Below are 14,999 nucleotides of genomic sequence, written 5' to 3' on the forward strand. Positions count from 1 at the left end.
GTCTTATCAGTGAGCAAACCGATTGTGGCAATTGTCGGCCGGCCGAATGTCGGCAAATCAACCTTATTTAATTATATCGGGAAAAAACGCGTTTCCATCGTTGAAGATACGCCGGGAGTAACCAGAGACCGGATCTACATGGATGCCGAATGGCTGGGCCGTCAGTTTACAATGATAGATACCGGGGGCATAGAGTTTGAAACAAATGATAAGATTCTTACGGCCATGCGACATCAAGCCCAGCTGGCTATAGACGAAGCAGATGCCATACTATTTATGGTAGACGGCAAAACAGGAATTACTTCCTCTGACCATGAAGTTGCAGCCGTTTTACGCAATACACGTAAACCGGTATTATTAGTGGCTAACAAAATCGATACCATAAAAAACGTTCATGAAACCTATGAATTTTATAATCTCGGGTTAGGAGAACCAATTCCTATTTCGGCCGCCAACGCTCTTAATATTGGGGATATGTTGGATGCGTTAGTTGCTTGTCTGCCGGAAGAACAAACTGATCAAACAGAGAATGACGAGATTAAAGTCGCGGTAATTGGACGACCCAATGTGGGCAAATCTTCCTTAGTAAATGCTATAATCGGCGAAGAACGGGTTATTGTCAGCGACATCCCGGGGACTACCCGGGATGCGATTGATACTCATTTTACCAAGGATGGCCAGTATTTTGTGCTTATTGATACCGCCGGCATGCGGCGTAAAGCCAAAATAGCCATGCCTGTGGAACGCTACAGTGTTATTCGTTCGCTGCGGGCGGTAGACCGGGCTGATGTCGTTCTAATGGTTATTGATGCCATAGACGGAGTTACCGAGCAGGATAAAAAAATTGCCGGTTATGCCCATGAAGCAGGCAAAGGAAATATAATTGTAGTCAACAAATGGGACTTGGTTGAAAAAGACAGTAAGACATCTCTACGGTTTACGGAAACTATTCGTCATGAACTTGGATTCTTGCAATATTCGCCGGTTTTATTTGCGTCAGCACTGACAAAACAGCGGGTACAGCGGGTTTCGGAATTAATTAAATATGTGGCCGACCAGCACTCTATGCGGGTGGCTACAAGCGTCCTAAACCAGGTAATTGAAGATGCGACGGCGGTAAATCCCCCCCCTTCTGATCGTGGCAAGCGGCTTAAAATATATTATACAACCCAGCCGGATGTAAAGCCGCCCACATTTGTTTTCTTCGTAAATGAGCCGGAAATTATGCATTTTTCCTATTTGCGATATTTGGAAAACAAATTAAGGGAATCATTCGGGTTTGAAGGGACACCTTTGAAACTGGTAGTGCGGGGACGAAAAGAGAAAGAGGCGGGGAGCTGAGGAGGTCAGAAAACCTAATTTTTTTTTTTGAATACTGAATACTGTGTAGCAGGAGAGTAGGAAAATGGACTATTTGCTAATTATAATTGCCAGCTACCTGGTTGGTTCGATTCCCAATGGGTTAATCGTCGGAAAACTTATGCGAGGAGTTGACTTACGGCAGTTTGGCAGCAAAAATATTGGTGCAACCAATGCTTATCGCGTGCTGGGACCCTGGCCGGCGTTTTGGGTATTTCTTACCGATGCGTTGAAGGGGATAGTGGGAGTCTTATTAGGTCAGTTGCTTTCAGGTACGGCATTGGCCCAACTAGCAGGCGGAATGGCCGCTATTGCGGGACACAACTGGTCAATTTATTTAAAGTTTAAAGGTGGCAGAGGAGTAGCGACCAGTCTTGGCGTAATTGCGGTTATCACTCCCCAGGCAACTTTAATTGTGTTTATAGTTTGGATGTTGATCGTCTATTTTACCCGTTACGTGTCCTTGGCTTCCATAGTTGCGGCCGCGCTGGCCCCAGTTTGCATATGGCTGCTGGGAGGACAGCAGGAATTTTTTTATTTTGCGGTTGTGGCAGCCTTGTTTGTAATAATAAGACATCGGCCGAATGTTGAACGGCTGCTGAAGGGAGAGGAACCCAAAATAAAAGCGGCCGGCAGTACCAAAGATCATGAAGATAATATTAAGGAGAAGTGATCAACTCGATGCATATTGCTGTAATCGGCGCCGGAAGTTGGGGGACGGCCCTCGCTGGAATGCTGGGACAAAAGTACAATAACGTTATTCTCTGGGTAAGGTCAGAGGCTTTGGCGCAGGAATTAGCTAGAACAAGGCAAAATAGCCGTTATCTTCCCGGTTATCTTCTTCCATCTGCTGTAGAAGTCACATACAATCTTAATCGTGCGGTGACAGGAGCACAGGTCATTGTAATTGTAACCCCGTCACATTCAGTGCGACAATTGGCAGCGCAGATTGGTTCCATCGTCTTAAGAGAACCTGTCCAACCTTTTATTGTCTCTGCGGCCAAGGGGTTTGAATTAAACACTCTCAAACGGATGTCGGAAGTAATCCAGGAGGAAATCCCCGTTTCGACCGATAAAATAGTGGCTTTATCCGGACCTAACCACGCTGAAGAAGTAGCTGCATCCCAACCTACAGCCACCGTTGTCGCTTCCATATCGCGTAAATCTTGTGAATATATTCAGAACGTTTTCATGTCACCGCAATTCCGGGTGTATACCAATCCTGACATTATCGGGGTGGAACTAGGAGGATCCCTAAAAAACATCATTGCTCTTGGTTGTGGAGTTGCTGACGGGCTTGGTTTAGGAGATAATGCCAAGGCGGCCTTGATGACCCGCGGATTGGCGGAAATAACCCGCCTGGGAACTGCTATGGGGGCCAGTCCGCATACTTTTGCCGGTCTGTCCGGATTGGGGGATTTAATCGCTACTTGTACCAGCCGTCATAGTCGCAACCGGCGGGCCGGTGTTCTGCTGGCCAGCGGCAAAACCAAAGATGAAATATTAACTGAGACCTCGATGGTGGTTGAAGGAATACGGGCAACTTCAGCGGCTTTCCAAATAGCGCAAAAATTACACGTTGAAATGCCAATTACCAAGCAAATCTATCAAGCTTTATATGATGAAAAATCGCCTAAGGACGCTGTTATGGAACTAATGACCCGGGGGAAAACTCATGAAATAGAGGATGTTGCGGCAGATAACACCTTTAGCAAAGAATAAAAGAATAAGGAAAAAAATAGTAATAAAAGAGTATGGGGACTAATAAGTTATTGTATAGTTACTTTTTAGTTACCATACTCTTTTTACTCTTTTTAATTTGTAATATTTTAAGCAGCCTGTCATATATTTATATTGATGAATTACCGTAATCAGGGAGGGAGAAAACCAGATGGAAAAGTTCGACCTATTTCGAGATATTGCCGAACGCACTGGTGGAGATATTTATATTGGCGTTGTCGGCCCGGTCCGCACTGGTAAATCGACTTTTATTAAACGCTTTATGGAAACCATGGTATTACCCAATATAGTTGATCCATATGATAAAGAGCGAGCAAAAGATGAGCTGCCCCAAAGCGCCGCCGGTAAAACAATCATGACGACGGAACCGAAGTTCATACCCAATGAAGCTGTCGAAATCACTGTAAGGGACAACGTTTCAGTTCGGGTTAGGGTTGTCGACTGCGTAGGATACACAGTAGAGGGAGCCCTTGGCTATGAAGAGGAAGACGGTCCAAGGATGGTTTTAACGCCGTGGTTCGAAAATGAAATCCCTTTCCAAGAGGCGGCTGAAGTAGGCACAAGAAAAGTAATAGCCGAGCATTCTACTATCGGTTTAGTAATTACCACTGATGGTACCGTTACTGATTTAACCCGGGAAAAATATGTACTCGCCGAAGAACGGGTAATCAATGAACTCAAAGAGTTGCAAAAACCTTTCCTTGTCATTTTAAATACTAATAGGCCTAACTCCAAAGACACCAGAGAGCTAGTTGCAAAGATGGAAGGAAATTATGATGTTCCGGTAATTCCCGTTGATTGTGCTCAGCTTAACCATGATGACGTATATGGAATTTTACAGGAAGTTTTGTATGAATTCCCGGTGAAAGAAGTCAATATTTCGCTGCCGAAATGGGTGGAAGAGCTGGAGAGTGAACACTGGCTGCGTCAAAAATTTGAAGGAGCAGTTAACGACGTTGTTCAGTATATCAAAAGACTTAGAGATATTGACAGAGCTATAGATGATTTATCCGGCTATGATTTTGTCGCTGACGTAATTCTTCACGATATGGATCTTGGCAATGGTATTGCAGTTATTGAAATGACAGCCCGCGTCGACCTTTTTTACCAAGTGCTTGAAGAATTAACAGGATTCACCATTAGCGGTGAACATCATTTATTACGTTTGATGAAAGATTTGGCTATAGCCAAGAGCGAGTATGACAAAATGGCCGGTGCGTTAGAAGATGTTCAGCTAACCGGTTATGGAATTGTTCCGCCGCAACTGGATGAAATGATCCTGGAAGAGCCTGAGATTATCCGGACTGGAAATCGTTTCGGGGTAAAACTTAAGGCATCCGCTCCATCGTTACATATAATTAGAACGGATGTTCAAGCAGAAATCTCACCTATAATAGGTACGGAAAAGCAAAGTGAAGAATTAATCCAGTATTTAATGCGGGAGTTTGAAGGAGAACCGGAAAAAATTTGGCGGACCAATCTTTTTGGCAAATCCCTGAATGAATTAGTACGTGAAGGAATTCAAAACAAACTTTCCGGCATGCCGGAAAATACCCAGTTGAAACTCCGTGACACTCTGCAAAAAATCGTAAACGAAGGCAGTGGTGGACTAATATGTATTATTTTTTAATACATATTAAAATTCAATACCATTCTAGAAGTCAGTCTGTAAGGCTGACTAATTTTTTTTAGCCTAAATTACTTGTGCTATGTGATAAAATGATGATATAATGTCTACTGTATAAAGATAACTATCCGCAACAGTTGTACCGAAGGAGGAGGAGCATGGTTACAGGTCAAAAGGCTGTTTTTTATCTTGTTCGCGAAGAGATTTTACCGGAAGCTATAAAAAAAACTATTAAAGTAAAAGAATTATTAAAGCGCGGCGAAGCGCGCACCATCAATGAAGCAGTTGAAAAAATGGAATTAAGCCGCAGTGCCTATTATAAATATAAGGATTATGTTTTTCCTTTTTATGAAGCTAGTAAAGAGAAGATAGTGACCTTAGCACTGCTGTTAGAGCATAAACCCGGCGTTCTGTCACGTGTTCTCAATACAATAGCGAACGAAAGAGGCAGCGTTTTGACCATTAATCAAGGGATTCCCTTACAAGGAGTGGCAAATGCAACTATTTCTCTGGAAACCGCAGATTTGGCAATAGATTTAGAAGCTATGCTTGATAAACTCAGAATGGTAGATGGAGTAAAAAGATTGGAAATATTGGGCCAAGCATAGCTGAAAGGAGAATAATATTATGGACAAAGCCATTCAGATCGCCCTCCTTGGCTTTGGCACAGTCGGCACTGGCGTCGTCAAAGTATTGGAAAGCAATGCTGACGACATAATGAAGAAAGTTGGCGCGGCAATTGTTCTTAAAAAAATTTTGGTACAAAGCGCTAATAAAGCTAGGAAGGTAGCTACAGGGGCCAAAATCGTAACTGATATAGAGTCAATTGTAAACGATCAAGATATTCAAATTGTGGTAGAAGTCATGGGAGGGGAGAAACCTGCTAAGGATTATATCCTTCAAGCCTTAAGGGCTGGAAAACATGTCGTAACCGCCAATAAGGACGTGGTAGCGAAACATGGCAAGGAATTATTTGAAGCTGCTGAAGCCAGTCATGTAGATTTTTTGTTTGAGGCCAGCGTAGGTGGCGGTATTCCTATCATCAGGCCGCTTAAGCAGTGTTTGGCTGCCAACCGAATTAGTGAAATCATGGGTATTGTCAACGGTACAACAAACTACATGCTGACCAAAATGACTAAGGAACACATGGACTTTGCCACAGTTCTCGCCGAAGCCCAGGCAAAAGGGTACGCCGAAGCCGATCCAACTGCTGATGTCGGCGGTTTTGATGCCGCCCGAAAAATTGCTATTTTAGCCTCTATCGCCTTCGGTGCCCGGGTTACCTTAGACGATGTCTATGTTGAAGGCATTACGAATATTGCGATTCAAGATATTGAATACGCCAGGGAACTTGGTTATGTTGTAAAATTATTGGCCATTGGCAAACAGGATGACCAAGGCATTAACGTCCGTGTTCACCCTGCGCTGTTGCCTAACAGCCATCCGTTGGCGGCGGTTAACGATGTTTTTAACGCGATATTTGTCAAGGGAGACGCAGTAGGAGAAACTATGTTCTACGGACGCGGCGCCGGCGAACTGCCGACAGCTAGCGCGGTAACTGCCGATATCATCGACGTGGCCCGTGATATTCGCCATGGAGTTAGCAGTCGAATTCTATGCACCTGTTTTGAAAAAAAGGCTATTTGTCCGGTTGGTACGACAGAGTCCCCGTATTATATTCGTCTCTTAGTTGAAGATAAGCCGGGAGTACTGGCAGCCATTGCCGGCGCCTTCGGTGCGCAGCAAGTAAGCCTGCATTCGGTTATTCAGAAAAGAAAAGTCAATGGCCGTACCGAAATTGTACTGATTACTTACCGGGTAACCGATGAAAGCATACGTCTGGCTATGAGCACTTTAGCCGGCATGTCTGTTGTAAATAAAGTAGGCAATATAATTAGAGTGGAAGCCGAAGAAATTATTTCATAAAAACTGTTAATATTAGTTTTCTATTTTCTATTTTCTATTTTTCTATTTTCTATGGTGTATGGTGGAGACAAAGATGAAAAAAACTATAAAGATCCGGGTACCAGGTACCACGGCCAACTGTGGGCCAGGGTTTGACTCAATTGGAATAGCTTGTACCATTTATAATGAAATAGAATTTACGTTCACGCCGGCAGGACCTATCGAAATCGTCATCGAAGGAGAAGGCGCCGGGCTTCTGCCTGAGACAGCGGATAATGTTATCATTAAGGCCGTGCAAATGGTTTTTGATAGAATATACAGCCGATATCCACATTGTCAGCAATCCCGGTGGCAGGGAATTCGCCTTCATATGAATAATGCCATTCCACTCTCCCGGGGGCTGGGAAGTAGTGCCGCCGCAATAGTGGCCGGTCTGGTTGCCGCAAATGAATTATGTGGAAATAATCTTAATAAGGAAGAAATCCTGGAAATTGCCTCGGCGATGGAAGGCCATCCCGATAACGTAGCTCCTGCAGTATACGGCGGCATTACCGTAAGTGTAGCGGAAGCATCTCAGGTTCATTGCATCCGGTTTATTCCAAAGGCTGACTTTTCCATGGTTGTGGCTATTCCGGAATTTAATTTGTCAACCAAACTTGCCCGAAAAGTTCTTCCCGACTCAGTACCCTTCCAGGATGCTGTTTTCAATATTGGTAGAACAGCGTTGCTGGTGAGCTCGTTGTATGAGGGAAAACTGGATTTTCTGCAATATGCACTGATCGATAAAATTCATCAACCTTATAGAAGTAAGCTGATACCTGGCATGCCGGAAGTTTTTACGGCTGCGCGAAAAGCTGGCGCGCTGGGAGCAGCACTAAGTGGAGCCGGGCCTTGTCTGATCGCCTTTGCGTTATCCGACTTGAATAAAATAGGAAAAGCAATGGTAAATACGTTTAGTCAGCATAATGTTAAAGCGTATTATAAAGTGTTGGGAATTGATCAGGAAGGCGCAAAAATAATATAATAATGCAGACTGCTTAAATCTGAATTTGAACCTTTTTCGCAATATGGCGAAAAGGGTTCTTTTTTTACATATTTATTGCATTTCACGGTAAAATATTAAAGAATTTAGTACCAGATATGCAGTGAAATAGTGAAACTAATTGAAATCACCCGCCGGCACGCTGGAATTGAGTGACAGCGCTAGGGAGGAATACTAATTGCCTACAGTAGTTGTAATCGGCGGTGGCTGGGCAGGTTGCGGCGCCGCCGTCGCCGCCAAAAAAGCCGGTGCGGAAAAAGTAGTGTTGCTTGAACGTACCGACATGTTATTGGGTACCGGACTTGTGGGGGGAATTATGAGAAATAACGGTCGCTTCACCGCCACTGAGGAAGCCTATGCCCTAGGTGGCGGCGACCTATTTGACGCAGTGGAAGAAGCTGCACGGCACCGTAACATTGAATTTCCCGGTCATCTGCATGTTACCTTATATGATGTCGCCAGAATTGAACCTGCTGTCAGGAAAGTACTCGATAAATACGGCATAATTTACAATACCCAAGTCCGGGTCCGGGATATTACTATGAATGGAGCGCAGATAAAATCAGTTATTACTGATAGTGACGCCGAAATATACGGCGACGTATTTGTCGAAGCTACCGGCACTGCCGGTCCACAAGGTCATTGCAGCAAATACGGCAATGGCTGCGTAATGTGCATCATCCGCTGTCCCGCCTTTGGTCCCCGCATCAGCGTGGCGTCACGGGCAGGAGTCACAGAAATGATTGGTAGGAAAGGGGACGGGTCGTATGGCGCTATGAGCGGTTCCTGCAAGCTGCATAAAGAATCTCTCAGCCAATCCTTGGTTAAGGAATTAAATACCAAGGGTGTCGTTATCGTTCCCATACCGGCAGAGTTGCGAAAGAGTGAATCCTTAACTATTAAAGCCTGTCAACAGTATGCATTGAAAGAATTCGCTGAAAATATCATTCTCTTGGATACAGGTCACGCCAAACTGATGTCGCCCTATTACCCGCTCAATAAGCTGCGTAAAATTCCCGGGTTTGAAAATGCCAGATTTGAAGATCCCTATGCTGGCAGCACAGGTAATTCCATACGGTTTACGGCATTGTCACCGCGGGATAACGCCTTAAAAGTAAAGGGAGTAGACAATCTATTCTGCGGCGGTGAAAAGGCCGGACTGCTGGTGGGACATACGGAAGCCATTGTTACAGGCACATTAGCCGGTCATAACTCGGTTCGCCAAGTTCATGGCAAAAATCTCCTGGTATTGCCTGAATCTTTGGCAATCGGTGATGCCATTGCCCACGTCAATGAACGTATGCAAACGGAAGAAGGATTAAAACTCAAGTATACTTTCTCCGGCGCTAACTACTTTCAGCGCATGCAGGAAAAAGGCCTGTATACAACCGATGTTAATGTCATTAAAGAACGCGTCGAAAAAACCGGACTGACAGATATATTTGCCAAACCTGTCAAGATTTTTTAAAAGCCATCCACAAGGAGTGCTGGGCAGCCGAAGGCACCTATCCAGGTAGGACAGGCAAAAATACAGTAGAGATTATTAAGTAAAACGACTCAATCAAAAAATTTAACCTGTGCAAAATTTAACCTGTGCTATTGACATTAACTATAAAAATAAGTAAAATAACATTTGTCAGCTAAGAGCTTTGTAATAATGGTTGCCAAATGAATGCCGGGGCGTAGCTCAGTTTGGTAGAGCGCTACCTTGGGGTGGTAGAGGCCGCACGTTCAAGTCGTGTCGCTCCGACCAGAAGAATCAAAGTAATCCGGAGACTCAACAGTCTCCGGATTTTTATTATGGCTTCAGCCAATGGAGCGCGTGAATTTTGCGCTCCACAATAAACCACCCGCTACGCGGGTGCGGAAACGAAAGTTATACAAAAAACTACCTTACCGTTAGGTATCGTCCCCAAATGTGGGGACAATGCACTGATAATGGGATCTATTTTGTATATACCCTTTGGCCTAATGCGTTTTGAAAACGTAAAGTTCCGTTCTCAGTCCAGCAGATAAAAATAAAACCTGGCGGGATGGCCGGGAGCTACTTGACTGCTTTCAGTTGATGGATGGCCGCTTCCTGATGGAATAGACGGGAATTAAGCACTTCAAATTTGGCGTTCAACTCGGATACATCTTCTTTGGTAGCGGCTTTGCCGGTAAGAACATCAAGATTGTGGCCGATATTGTGAAGCTGGGCGTTAACTTCCTCAGAGTTATGCCGGAGGGCATGAATAATGCGGCTGTTTTCTATTTGTTGGCCTTCGATATTGCTGACGGTGGTTTTTAAGTCGGTAATGTCGGACTTGATGCCGGTAATGTCGGACTTGATACCGGTAATATCGGACTTGATACCGGTAATATCGGACTCAATACGGTCAAAACGTTGATTGGTCTGCTGCTGACCGACGAATAGCTGCTGCTGGCCTTGTTCCATCTGGTCAAGCCGGGAGAGTATCTGCCTTAATAATTCTTCCATATTGATACCTGCCTTTCGGTTACTATTTGTGAGTTTCAGCATGCAACTCACAAGTTAGGTACTTTATTACTATTCTACACTGTAGCCGGGAAAAGGGACAGCCCCAAACTATTGTTTGATGGTGGTTATCGGACATTCTGCCTCGACCTGGTGGCAGCTTCGCTGGTACTGGGGGGGCTTAAAACCAGAAGGAAATTTCCCTATAGCGCGACTCCTGGAGAGCGTTACTGTCGATCTGGAAGTGGCGCAAAAAAATGTAGTCATTGTGTACACGGTGACTACATTTTTTTGCGCTATAATAATAGTGTAGCAGCTTTAATATAAAATTACATTTGAATCCCCATGTTTAAAAGAAGCTTTTAATTAACACCGGTAAAGGAGGAGGTGTATTTAGAGATTGAAAGGGGATAAATAATATATATCTTGAACAAGGTAGACTTTCAAGATATTTCTGCGGAGTAATTTCTCCGCTTACTAAAAGGAAATATATACCAAATGAAAATTTTAAATGTACGGGATACAAGGCAGCATTACAGCGAGGTCAACCAAAAAGTATTAGCGGGGTTGGAAATTACCACCGTTATGGGTCGATCAAATGAAAACGCTGTAAGCCATATTAGGAGGGAGTATCTCGACTACTTGCTGACTAAAATTAAATTATCCGCATATGCGGTTAAAGATACTCAAATTGGTGGTTTCACTGTAGTGTGTGAGACAATTGATATGTATAGAGAAGGAGATACCTTAGAATCAGCTATCGACAAACCTAGTTGCTGCTGTCGCCAGTTATGCTCCTTTGGATTTTTTTAGATACTCTCTTCTAATCAGCACCACCCGTCTAACGGGTGGTGCTGATTTTCTAGTTTTAATGTTTGTAGTATACCTTTATACCTTGCGTGACCTTGGCTGAGTGTTCCTCTGAACTTTGTAGCTTGTGAATATACTTTTTAAGACCAGCTATAAAAAAGCCGCCCGCAAAGGACAGCTTAAAAACGCTTAAATCTCATCCGCATAGGCCTATATGCTGGTTTACTTGCTCTCCGGACCGCTAATAATGCCCGGTCTACAACTTTTTCAACCTGACGTTTGCCTAATCCCAAAGGGCGGACCATATTTTTAATTTCACTTATATAGATTTGTTCATCAAAGTCAATAAGCAAATTATCACCACCTAATACTGCTTACTTTATTATATGGATTATGTTGATAGAAGGTGACTATCATGTATGACAATCCCCGCACCATTTATCTTTTTTATAAATTTTATAAATTATGAATAAAAAGGAATTATTTTGTCATCAATAGAAAATAATACCATATATTGAATTGTGTATTCAAATTGTCAGCTGACTTAGCTGACACTGATAGTCGGGAGGTATGACCTTGCGGGAAAATCGCGATGTAATTGCAGATACAATTACTAAATACGAACAGTTTATTAATCCGGCAATAGCCAGGTTGTTTCGATTTATGGGACTGTCTACTGTGGAGTGGGAGGCAGAAGGATCTGTAATCCGGGATATCGATGGTAAAGAATATATAGATTGTTTGGGTGGATATGGCGTTTTTAATCTAGGCCACAGACATGCCAAGGTTGTAGCTGCCGTAAAACAACAACTGGATAAAATGCCTCTATCCAGTAAAGTATTGTTTGATAAACCTACTGCTGATCTAGCCGCTCTTTTGGCAGAAATATCACCCGGCGATTTGCAATATAGCTTTTTTACCAACAGCGGCACGGAATCGGTGGAAGGCAGCCTCAAATTGGCCCGCATTCACACCGGGAGAGATAAGATTATTGCAGCTGCCAACGCTTTTCATGGTAAAACTTTCGGGGCTTTAAGCGCAACCGGCAGGGAAATGTTCCGGACACCCTTTCAACCTTTGTTACCCGGCTTTTCCCATGTTCCGTTCGGTAATATTGATGCAATGCATAAGGCAGTTGACGCCGATACGGCTGCTGTTATCTTAGAACCGATTCAAGGGGAAGGAGGCATTATTATACCGCCGGCTGAATACTTGCCTGCGGTCCGCGAGATATGTGACAAACGAGGAGCATTGCTTATCTGTGATGAGGTACAGACAGGTTTAGGCCGTACAGGGAAAATGTTTGCTGTAGATCACTACCAGGTAGTACCGGATATAATGGCTACAGCCAAAGCTCTCGGTGGCGGTGTCATGCCAATCGGTGCTTTCACTGCCAGACCCCATATTTGGGACAAATATATGACCAGTCCGTTTTTACACACTTCTACTTTCGGTGGTAATCCATTGGCTTGTGCAGCGGCAGTTGCAGCCATCCATACCATCCGCGAAGAAGGTTTGGTTGATAAAGCTGCGGCTATGGGTGATTACCTTTTCTCAGGACTGTTTCATTTATACAAAACCTTCCCGGATGTCATCCAGGAAGTTCGCGGCAAAGGACTGTTGATTGGTATTGATTTAACCAAAGAAGGAATAGGGGGATTTCTTATGGCGGAATTGATTGGCAAAGGCGTGTTAGCCGCCTACACCTTGAATAACCCGAAAGTCATTCGTATTGAACCTCCGCTCATTATTACCAGAGAACAAGTAGATAAAGTGGTGCATATTTTTGCCGGCGCTTTGGAAAAAGCAAACGAAGTGCTTGACGACCTATAGTCCTTCCATGTTATCATATTTGAATAGGAGTGAATGAACAGTGCCGTACGTTGAAGTCACAATGCCGGTTAATTGTAACCGGTCAGAAATATATCCCATATTAAAAGGAATGGAAAAATACCCCGAATTTATGACTGATCTTATTAGCGTCGAAATTATAGAACAACAAGACAATACAACGATTACCCAATGGGTATCCAATGTAGATGGACGCATCATCAAGTGGACTGAACTTGACACCTTTGATGATGCTAATATGCATATTTCTTATAGACAAATTGATGGTGATTTAAAAAAATTTGAAGGTGAATGGATACTCACAACCATTCCCTGCGGTACCGAAATCAAACTTACTGTTGACTTTGAGTTTGGCATCCCGATGATTGCCGGTCTCCTAAACCCGATACTCAAAAAGAAAGTTCGTGACAACAGCTTGAGCATGCTGACCGCAATTAAAGATAAAATGGAAGGCTAATAGCCCTTGCCTGGCAGCCATACTGCCGCCCAATTGCTAATAGTTGTCGAATCGGAATGGAAACAATTATTTCAGGGTATACTAAAATTTGCCAAAATTATATGATTTGAATTTCAGGATGGGTGATTTATAGTCATGGAAACAACATTGGTCTTGCTCAAACCCGATGCTGTATCCCGGGGACTATGCGGGGAAGTTATACGTCGCTTTGAACAGCGCGGTTTAATAATTGCGGGAATGAAAATGCTGAAAGTATCGCCACAGCAGGCCAAAAGGCATTACCAGGAACATGTAGGAAAACCGTTTTACCCGGATTTAATTGACTACATTACTTCCGGTCCGGTTGTTGCCCTGGCCGTGAAAGGCAATCAGGCTGTTAAAGTTCTTCGGACGATGATGGGAGCAACGAATCCGGTTGATGCTTTGCCGGGAACAATAAGAGGAGATTTCGCGACCCAAATGGAAAATAACATCATTCACGGATCAGACAGCCTTAATAACGCAACCAGAGAGCTGGACATATTTTTCTCTAAGGAAGAAATATATGAATAAATACAGTATTTAGAGGTGAGAGGCATGAAAATTTATACAAAAACCGGTGATAAGGGAACTACCAGTTTACTCACCGGTGAAAGAATCAATAAGGTCAGCATCCGGGTTGAAAGTTACGGAACAATTGACGAGATCAACTCTGCTCTCGGGCTGGCCCGAGCCCTAAGTTCCTCCGTTGAACTCAAAGAGACAATCTGTAATTTACAAAAATTGCTGGTCATGCTCATGGCGGAGCTTGCCAGCGCAAATTTAGAAAAACCCTATATCACTGCCGAACATGTGCAACAATTGGAAGAATTGATTGATAAGTACGACGCTAAATTGCCGCCTTTGAAAGACTTTATTGTCCCAGGGGATACTCCCGGCGCCGCTGCCCTTGATTTAGCCCGTACAGTGGCAAGGAGAGCCGAACGGCAGGTATGGCGGCTGCGTGACAGTGAAGAATCCACAGTAAGTGAAAATACATTAATTGCGCTAAATCGTTTATCAGACTTGTGTTTTACCCTGTCCCGTTTTGAAACACAAGAATCTATTCGATAGTTTGGATGGCAGGTGATTTTGAGATGCCGATTTATGAATTTCAATGCAATCAATGTGGTATGACTTTTGATCAACTCTGCCGGATAAACTGGCAGGGCTCGGTAAAATGCCCTTCCTGTGGCAAGGAAGATTTAACGAAAATAATCTCACAGGTTAGTGGGCTTGGCCGAGGCGCAGGTGATCATTGCAGTTCCTGTTCAGGAAAAAGTTGTAACGGCTGCAACTAGTACCTCATCTGCATTAAAATCTCTGCTAATTTAGCGGTCTTTTTCCGTCCTGCTTCGTTATCGTTGCCTTGCATATTCCCGATATGCAAGGCTCCTCCGCCTTGCAGGCCAGAAAAATCCCTGCTAAATTAGCTATCGTTTTAACACAGATGAGGTACTAGCATGGTTTGTTAACTTTTTCTCAGCACAACTTTGTTTGGCCCGCATACAATATATAAAACGACTAACGACTAACGACTAACGACTTAGGATGTCTAATTGACTAGAAAAGGGCAAAATAAGGGGGCGATCACCGTGAAATTTAGATTTTACGTTGTGTCAGTGCCAGGACCACTGCGAAAAATAATGCGCTTATTTTGGAAAGGATAATATATAAACCCTAACAAAAAGAAGAGCTGTTACCATATAAAAAA

At 43.6% G+C, this 14,999-nt stretch carries 15 protein-coding genes and 1 tRNA gene; 15 read left to right on the forward strand and 1 reads right to left on the reverse strand.

The features are described 5' to 3' along the window. Positions 1 to 9: 9 nt before the first annotated feature. The 9 genes from der (at position 10) to MAMMFC1_RS18210 (ending at position 9,426) form a co-directional block, all read left to right on the forward strand. Positions 10 to 1,341 (forward strand): ribosome biogenesis GTPase Der, encoded by a 1,332-nt coding sequence (gene der / locus MAMMFC1_RS18170; RefSeq protein ID WP_126309863.1) that lies wholly within the window; start codon positions 10 to 12, stop codon positions 1,339 to 1,341. 64 nt (positions 1,342 to 1,405) lie between these two features. Further along, positions 1,406 to 2,032 (forward strand): glycerol-3-phosphate 1-O-acyltransferase PlsY, encoded by a 627-nt coding sequence (gene plsY / locus MAMMFC1_RS18175; RefSeq protein ID WP_126309864.1) that lies wholly within the window; start codon positions 1,406 to 1,408, stop codon positions 2,030 to 2,032. A gap of 8 nt (positions 2,033 to 2,040) precedes the next feature. Next, positions 2,041 to 3,081, forward strand: coding sequence for an NAD(P)H-dependent glycerol-3-phosphate dehydrogenase (locus MAMMFC1_RS18180; RefSeq protein WP_126309865.1), 1,041 nt, complete (start codon positions 2,041 to 2,043; stop codon positions 3,079 to 3,081). Between the two features lie 169 nt (positions 3,082 to 3,250). After that, positions 3,251 to 4,729 (forward strand): stage IV sporulation protein A, encoded by a 1,479-nt coding sequence (gene spoIVA / locus MAMMFC1_RS18185; RefSeq protein WP_126309866.1) that lies wholly within the window; start codon positions 3,251 to 3,253, stop codon positions 4,727 to 4,729. 155 nt (positions 4,730 to 4,884) lie between these two features. After that, on the forward strand, positions 4,885 to 5,334 hold the full coding sequence (locus tag MAMMFC1_RS18190) for an ACT domain-containing protein (protein WP_126309867.1): 450 nt from the start codon (positions 4,885 to 4,887) through the stop codon (positions 5,332 to 5,334). A 19-nt stretch (positions 5,335 to 5,353) separates the two neighbouring features. Then, positions 5,354 to 6,652: a homoserine dehydrogenase gene (locus MAMMFC1_RS18195; protein ID WP_126309868.1), complete on the forward strand. Its 1,299-nt coding sequence runs from the start codon at positions 5,354 to 5,356 to the stop codon at positions 6,650 to 6,652. Positions 6,653 to 6,725: 73 nt separating this feature from the next. Then, positions 6,726 to 7,655 (forward strand): homoserine kinase, encoded by a 930-nt coding sequence (thrB, locus tag MAMMFC1_RS18200; protein WP_126309869.1) that lies wholly within the window; start codon positions 6,726 to 6,728, stop codon positions 7,653 to 7,655. Between the two features lie 196 nt (positions 7,656 to 7,851). Further along, positions 7,852 to 9,141, forward strand: coding sequence for an FAD-dependent oxidoreductase (locus MAMMFC1_RS18205; protein ID WP_126309870.1), 1,290 nt, complete (start codon positions 7,852 to 7,854; stop codon positions 9,139 to 9,141). A gap of 208 nt (positions 9,142 to 9,349) precedes the next feature. Beyond that, a tRNA-Pro gene (locus tag MAMMFC1_RS18210) sits at positions 9,350 to 9,426 on the forward strand. A 291-nt stretch (positions 9,427 to 9,717) separates the two neighbouring features. On the opposite strand, the gene MAMMFC1_RS18215 is transcribed toward MAMMFC1_RS18210, so the two are convergent. Next, positions 9,718 to 10,152 (reverse strand): hypothetical protein, encoded by a 435-nt coding sequence (locus MAMMFC1_RS18215; protein ID WP_126309871.1) that lies wholly within the window; start codon positions 10,150 to 10,152, stop codon positions 9,718 to 9,720. Positions 10,153 to 10,647: 495 nt separating this feature from the next. On the opposite strand from MAMMFC1_RS18215, the gene MAMMFC1_RS18220 reads away from it, so the two are divergent. The 6 genes from MAMMFC1_RS18220 to MAMMFC1_RS22980 all read left to right on the forward strand — a co-directional run bounded on the left by MAMMFC1_RS18220 (position 10,648) and on the right by MAMMFC1_RS22980 (position 14,586). After that, a complete protein-coding gene (locus MAMMFC1_RS18220; protein ID WP_126309872.1) occupies positions 10,648 to 10,962 on the forward strand; it encodes a hypothetical protein in 315 nt (104 codons plus the stop codon). A 573-nt stretch (positions 10,963 to 11,535) separates the two neighbouring features. After that, positions 11,536 to 12,792: an aminotransferase class III-fold pyridoxal phosphate-dependent enzyme gene (locus MAMMFC1_RS18225; RefSeq protein WP_232035531.1), complete on the forward strand. Its 1,257-nt coding sequence runs from the start codon at positions 11,536 to 11,538 to the stop codon at positions 12,790 to 12,792. Between the two features lie 40 nt (positions 12,793 to 12,832). Then, complete coding sequence (locus tag MAMMFC1_RS18230; RefSeq protein WP_126309874.1) at positions 12,833 to 13,267, forward strand: type II toxin-antitoxin system RatA family toxin; 435 nt, start codon at positions 12,833 to 12,835, stop codon at positions 13,265 to 13,267. Between the two features lie 135 nt (positions 13,268 to 13,402). Next, on the forward strand, positions 13,403 to 13,819 hold the full coding sequence (ndk, locus tag MAMMFC1_RS18235) for a nucleoside-diphosphate kinase (RefSeq protein WP_126309875.1): 417 nt from the start codon (positions 13,403 to 13,405) through the stop codon (positions 13,817 to 13,819). 24 nt (positions 13,820 to 13,843) lie between these two features. Beyond that, complete coding sequence (locus MAMMFC1_RS18240) at positions 13,844 to 14,359, forward strand: cob(I)yrinic acid a,c-diamide adenosyltransferase (protein WP_126309876.1); 516 nt, start codon at positions 13,844 to 13,846, stop codon at positions 14,357 to 14,359. 23 nt (positions 14,360 to 14,382) lie between these two features. Further along, positions 14,383 to 14,586, forward strand: a complete 204-nt coding sequence (locus MAMMFC1_RS22980; protein ID WP_158618815.1) for an FmdB family zinc ribbon protein — start codon at positions 14,383 to 14,385, stop codon at positions 14,584 to 14,586. The last annotated feature ends 413 nt before the right edge of the window (positions 14,587 to 14,999 follow it).

It is taken from the genome of Methylomusa anaerophila (genome assembly GCF_003966895.1).
Classification (GTDB): domain Bacteria; phylum Bacillota; class Negativicutes; order Sporomusales; family Sporomusaceae; genus Methylomusa; species Methylomusa anaerophila.

What these genes read in the sequence shown, in the direction of transcription:
- MAMMFC1_RS18215 (WP_126309871.1), bottom strand. Translation starts at nt 10,152, where the DNA reads ATGGAAGAATTATTAAGGCAGATACTCTCCCGGCTTGACCAGATGGAA.
- MAMMFC1_RS18195 (WP_126309868.1), top strand. Translation starts at nt 5,354, where the DNA reads ATGGACAAAGCCATTCAGATCGCCCTCCTTGGCTTTGGCACAGTCGGC.
- ndk (WP_126309875.1), top strand. Translation starts at nt 13,403, where the DNA reads ATGGAAACAACATTGGTCTTGCTCAAACCCGATGCTGTATCCCGGGGA.
- MAMMFC1_RS18180 (WP_126309865.1), top strand. Translation starts at nt 2,041, where the DNA reads ATGCATATTGCTGTAATCGGCGCCGGAAGTTGGGGGACGGCCCTCGCT.
- MAMMFC1_RS18220 (WP_126309872.1), top strand. Translation starts at nt 10,648, where the DNA reads ATGAAAATTTTAAATGTACGGGATACAAGGCAGCATTACAGCGAGGTC.
- thrB (WP_126309869.1), top strand. Translation starts at nt 6,726, where the DNA reads ATGAAAAAAACTATAAAGATCCGGGTACCAGGTACCACGGCCAACTGT.
- MAMMFC1_RS22980 (WP_158618815.1), top strand. Translation starts at nt 14,383, where the DNA reads ATGCCGATTTATGAATTTCAATGCAATCAATGTGGTATGACTTTTGAT.
- MAMMFC1_RS18190 (WP_126309867.1), top strand. Translation starts at nt 4,885, where the DNA reads ATGGTTACAGGTCAAAAGGCTGTTTTTTATCTTGTTCGCGAAGAGATT.
- plsY (WP_126309864.1), top strand. Translation starts at nt 1,406, where the DNA reads ATGGACTATTTGCTAATTATAATTGCCAGCTACCTGGTTGGTTCGATT.
- MAMMFC1_RS18240 (WP_126309876.1), top strand. Translation starts at nt 13,844, where the DNA reads ATGAAAATTTATACAAAAACCGGTGATAAGGGAACTACCAGTTTACTC.
- spoIVA (WP_126309866.1), top strand. Translation starts at nt 3,251, where the DNA reads ATGGAAAAGTTCGACCTATTTCGAGATATTGCCGAACGCACTGGTGGA.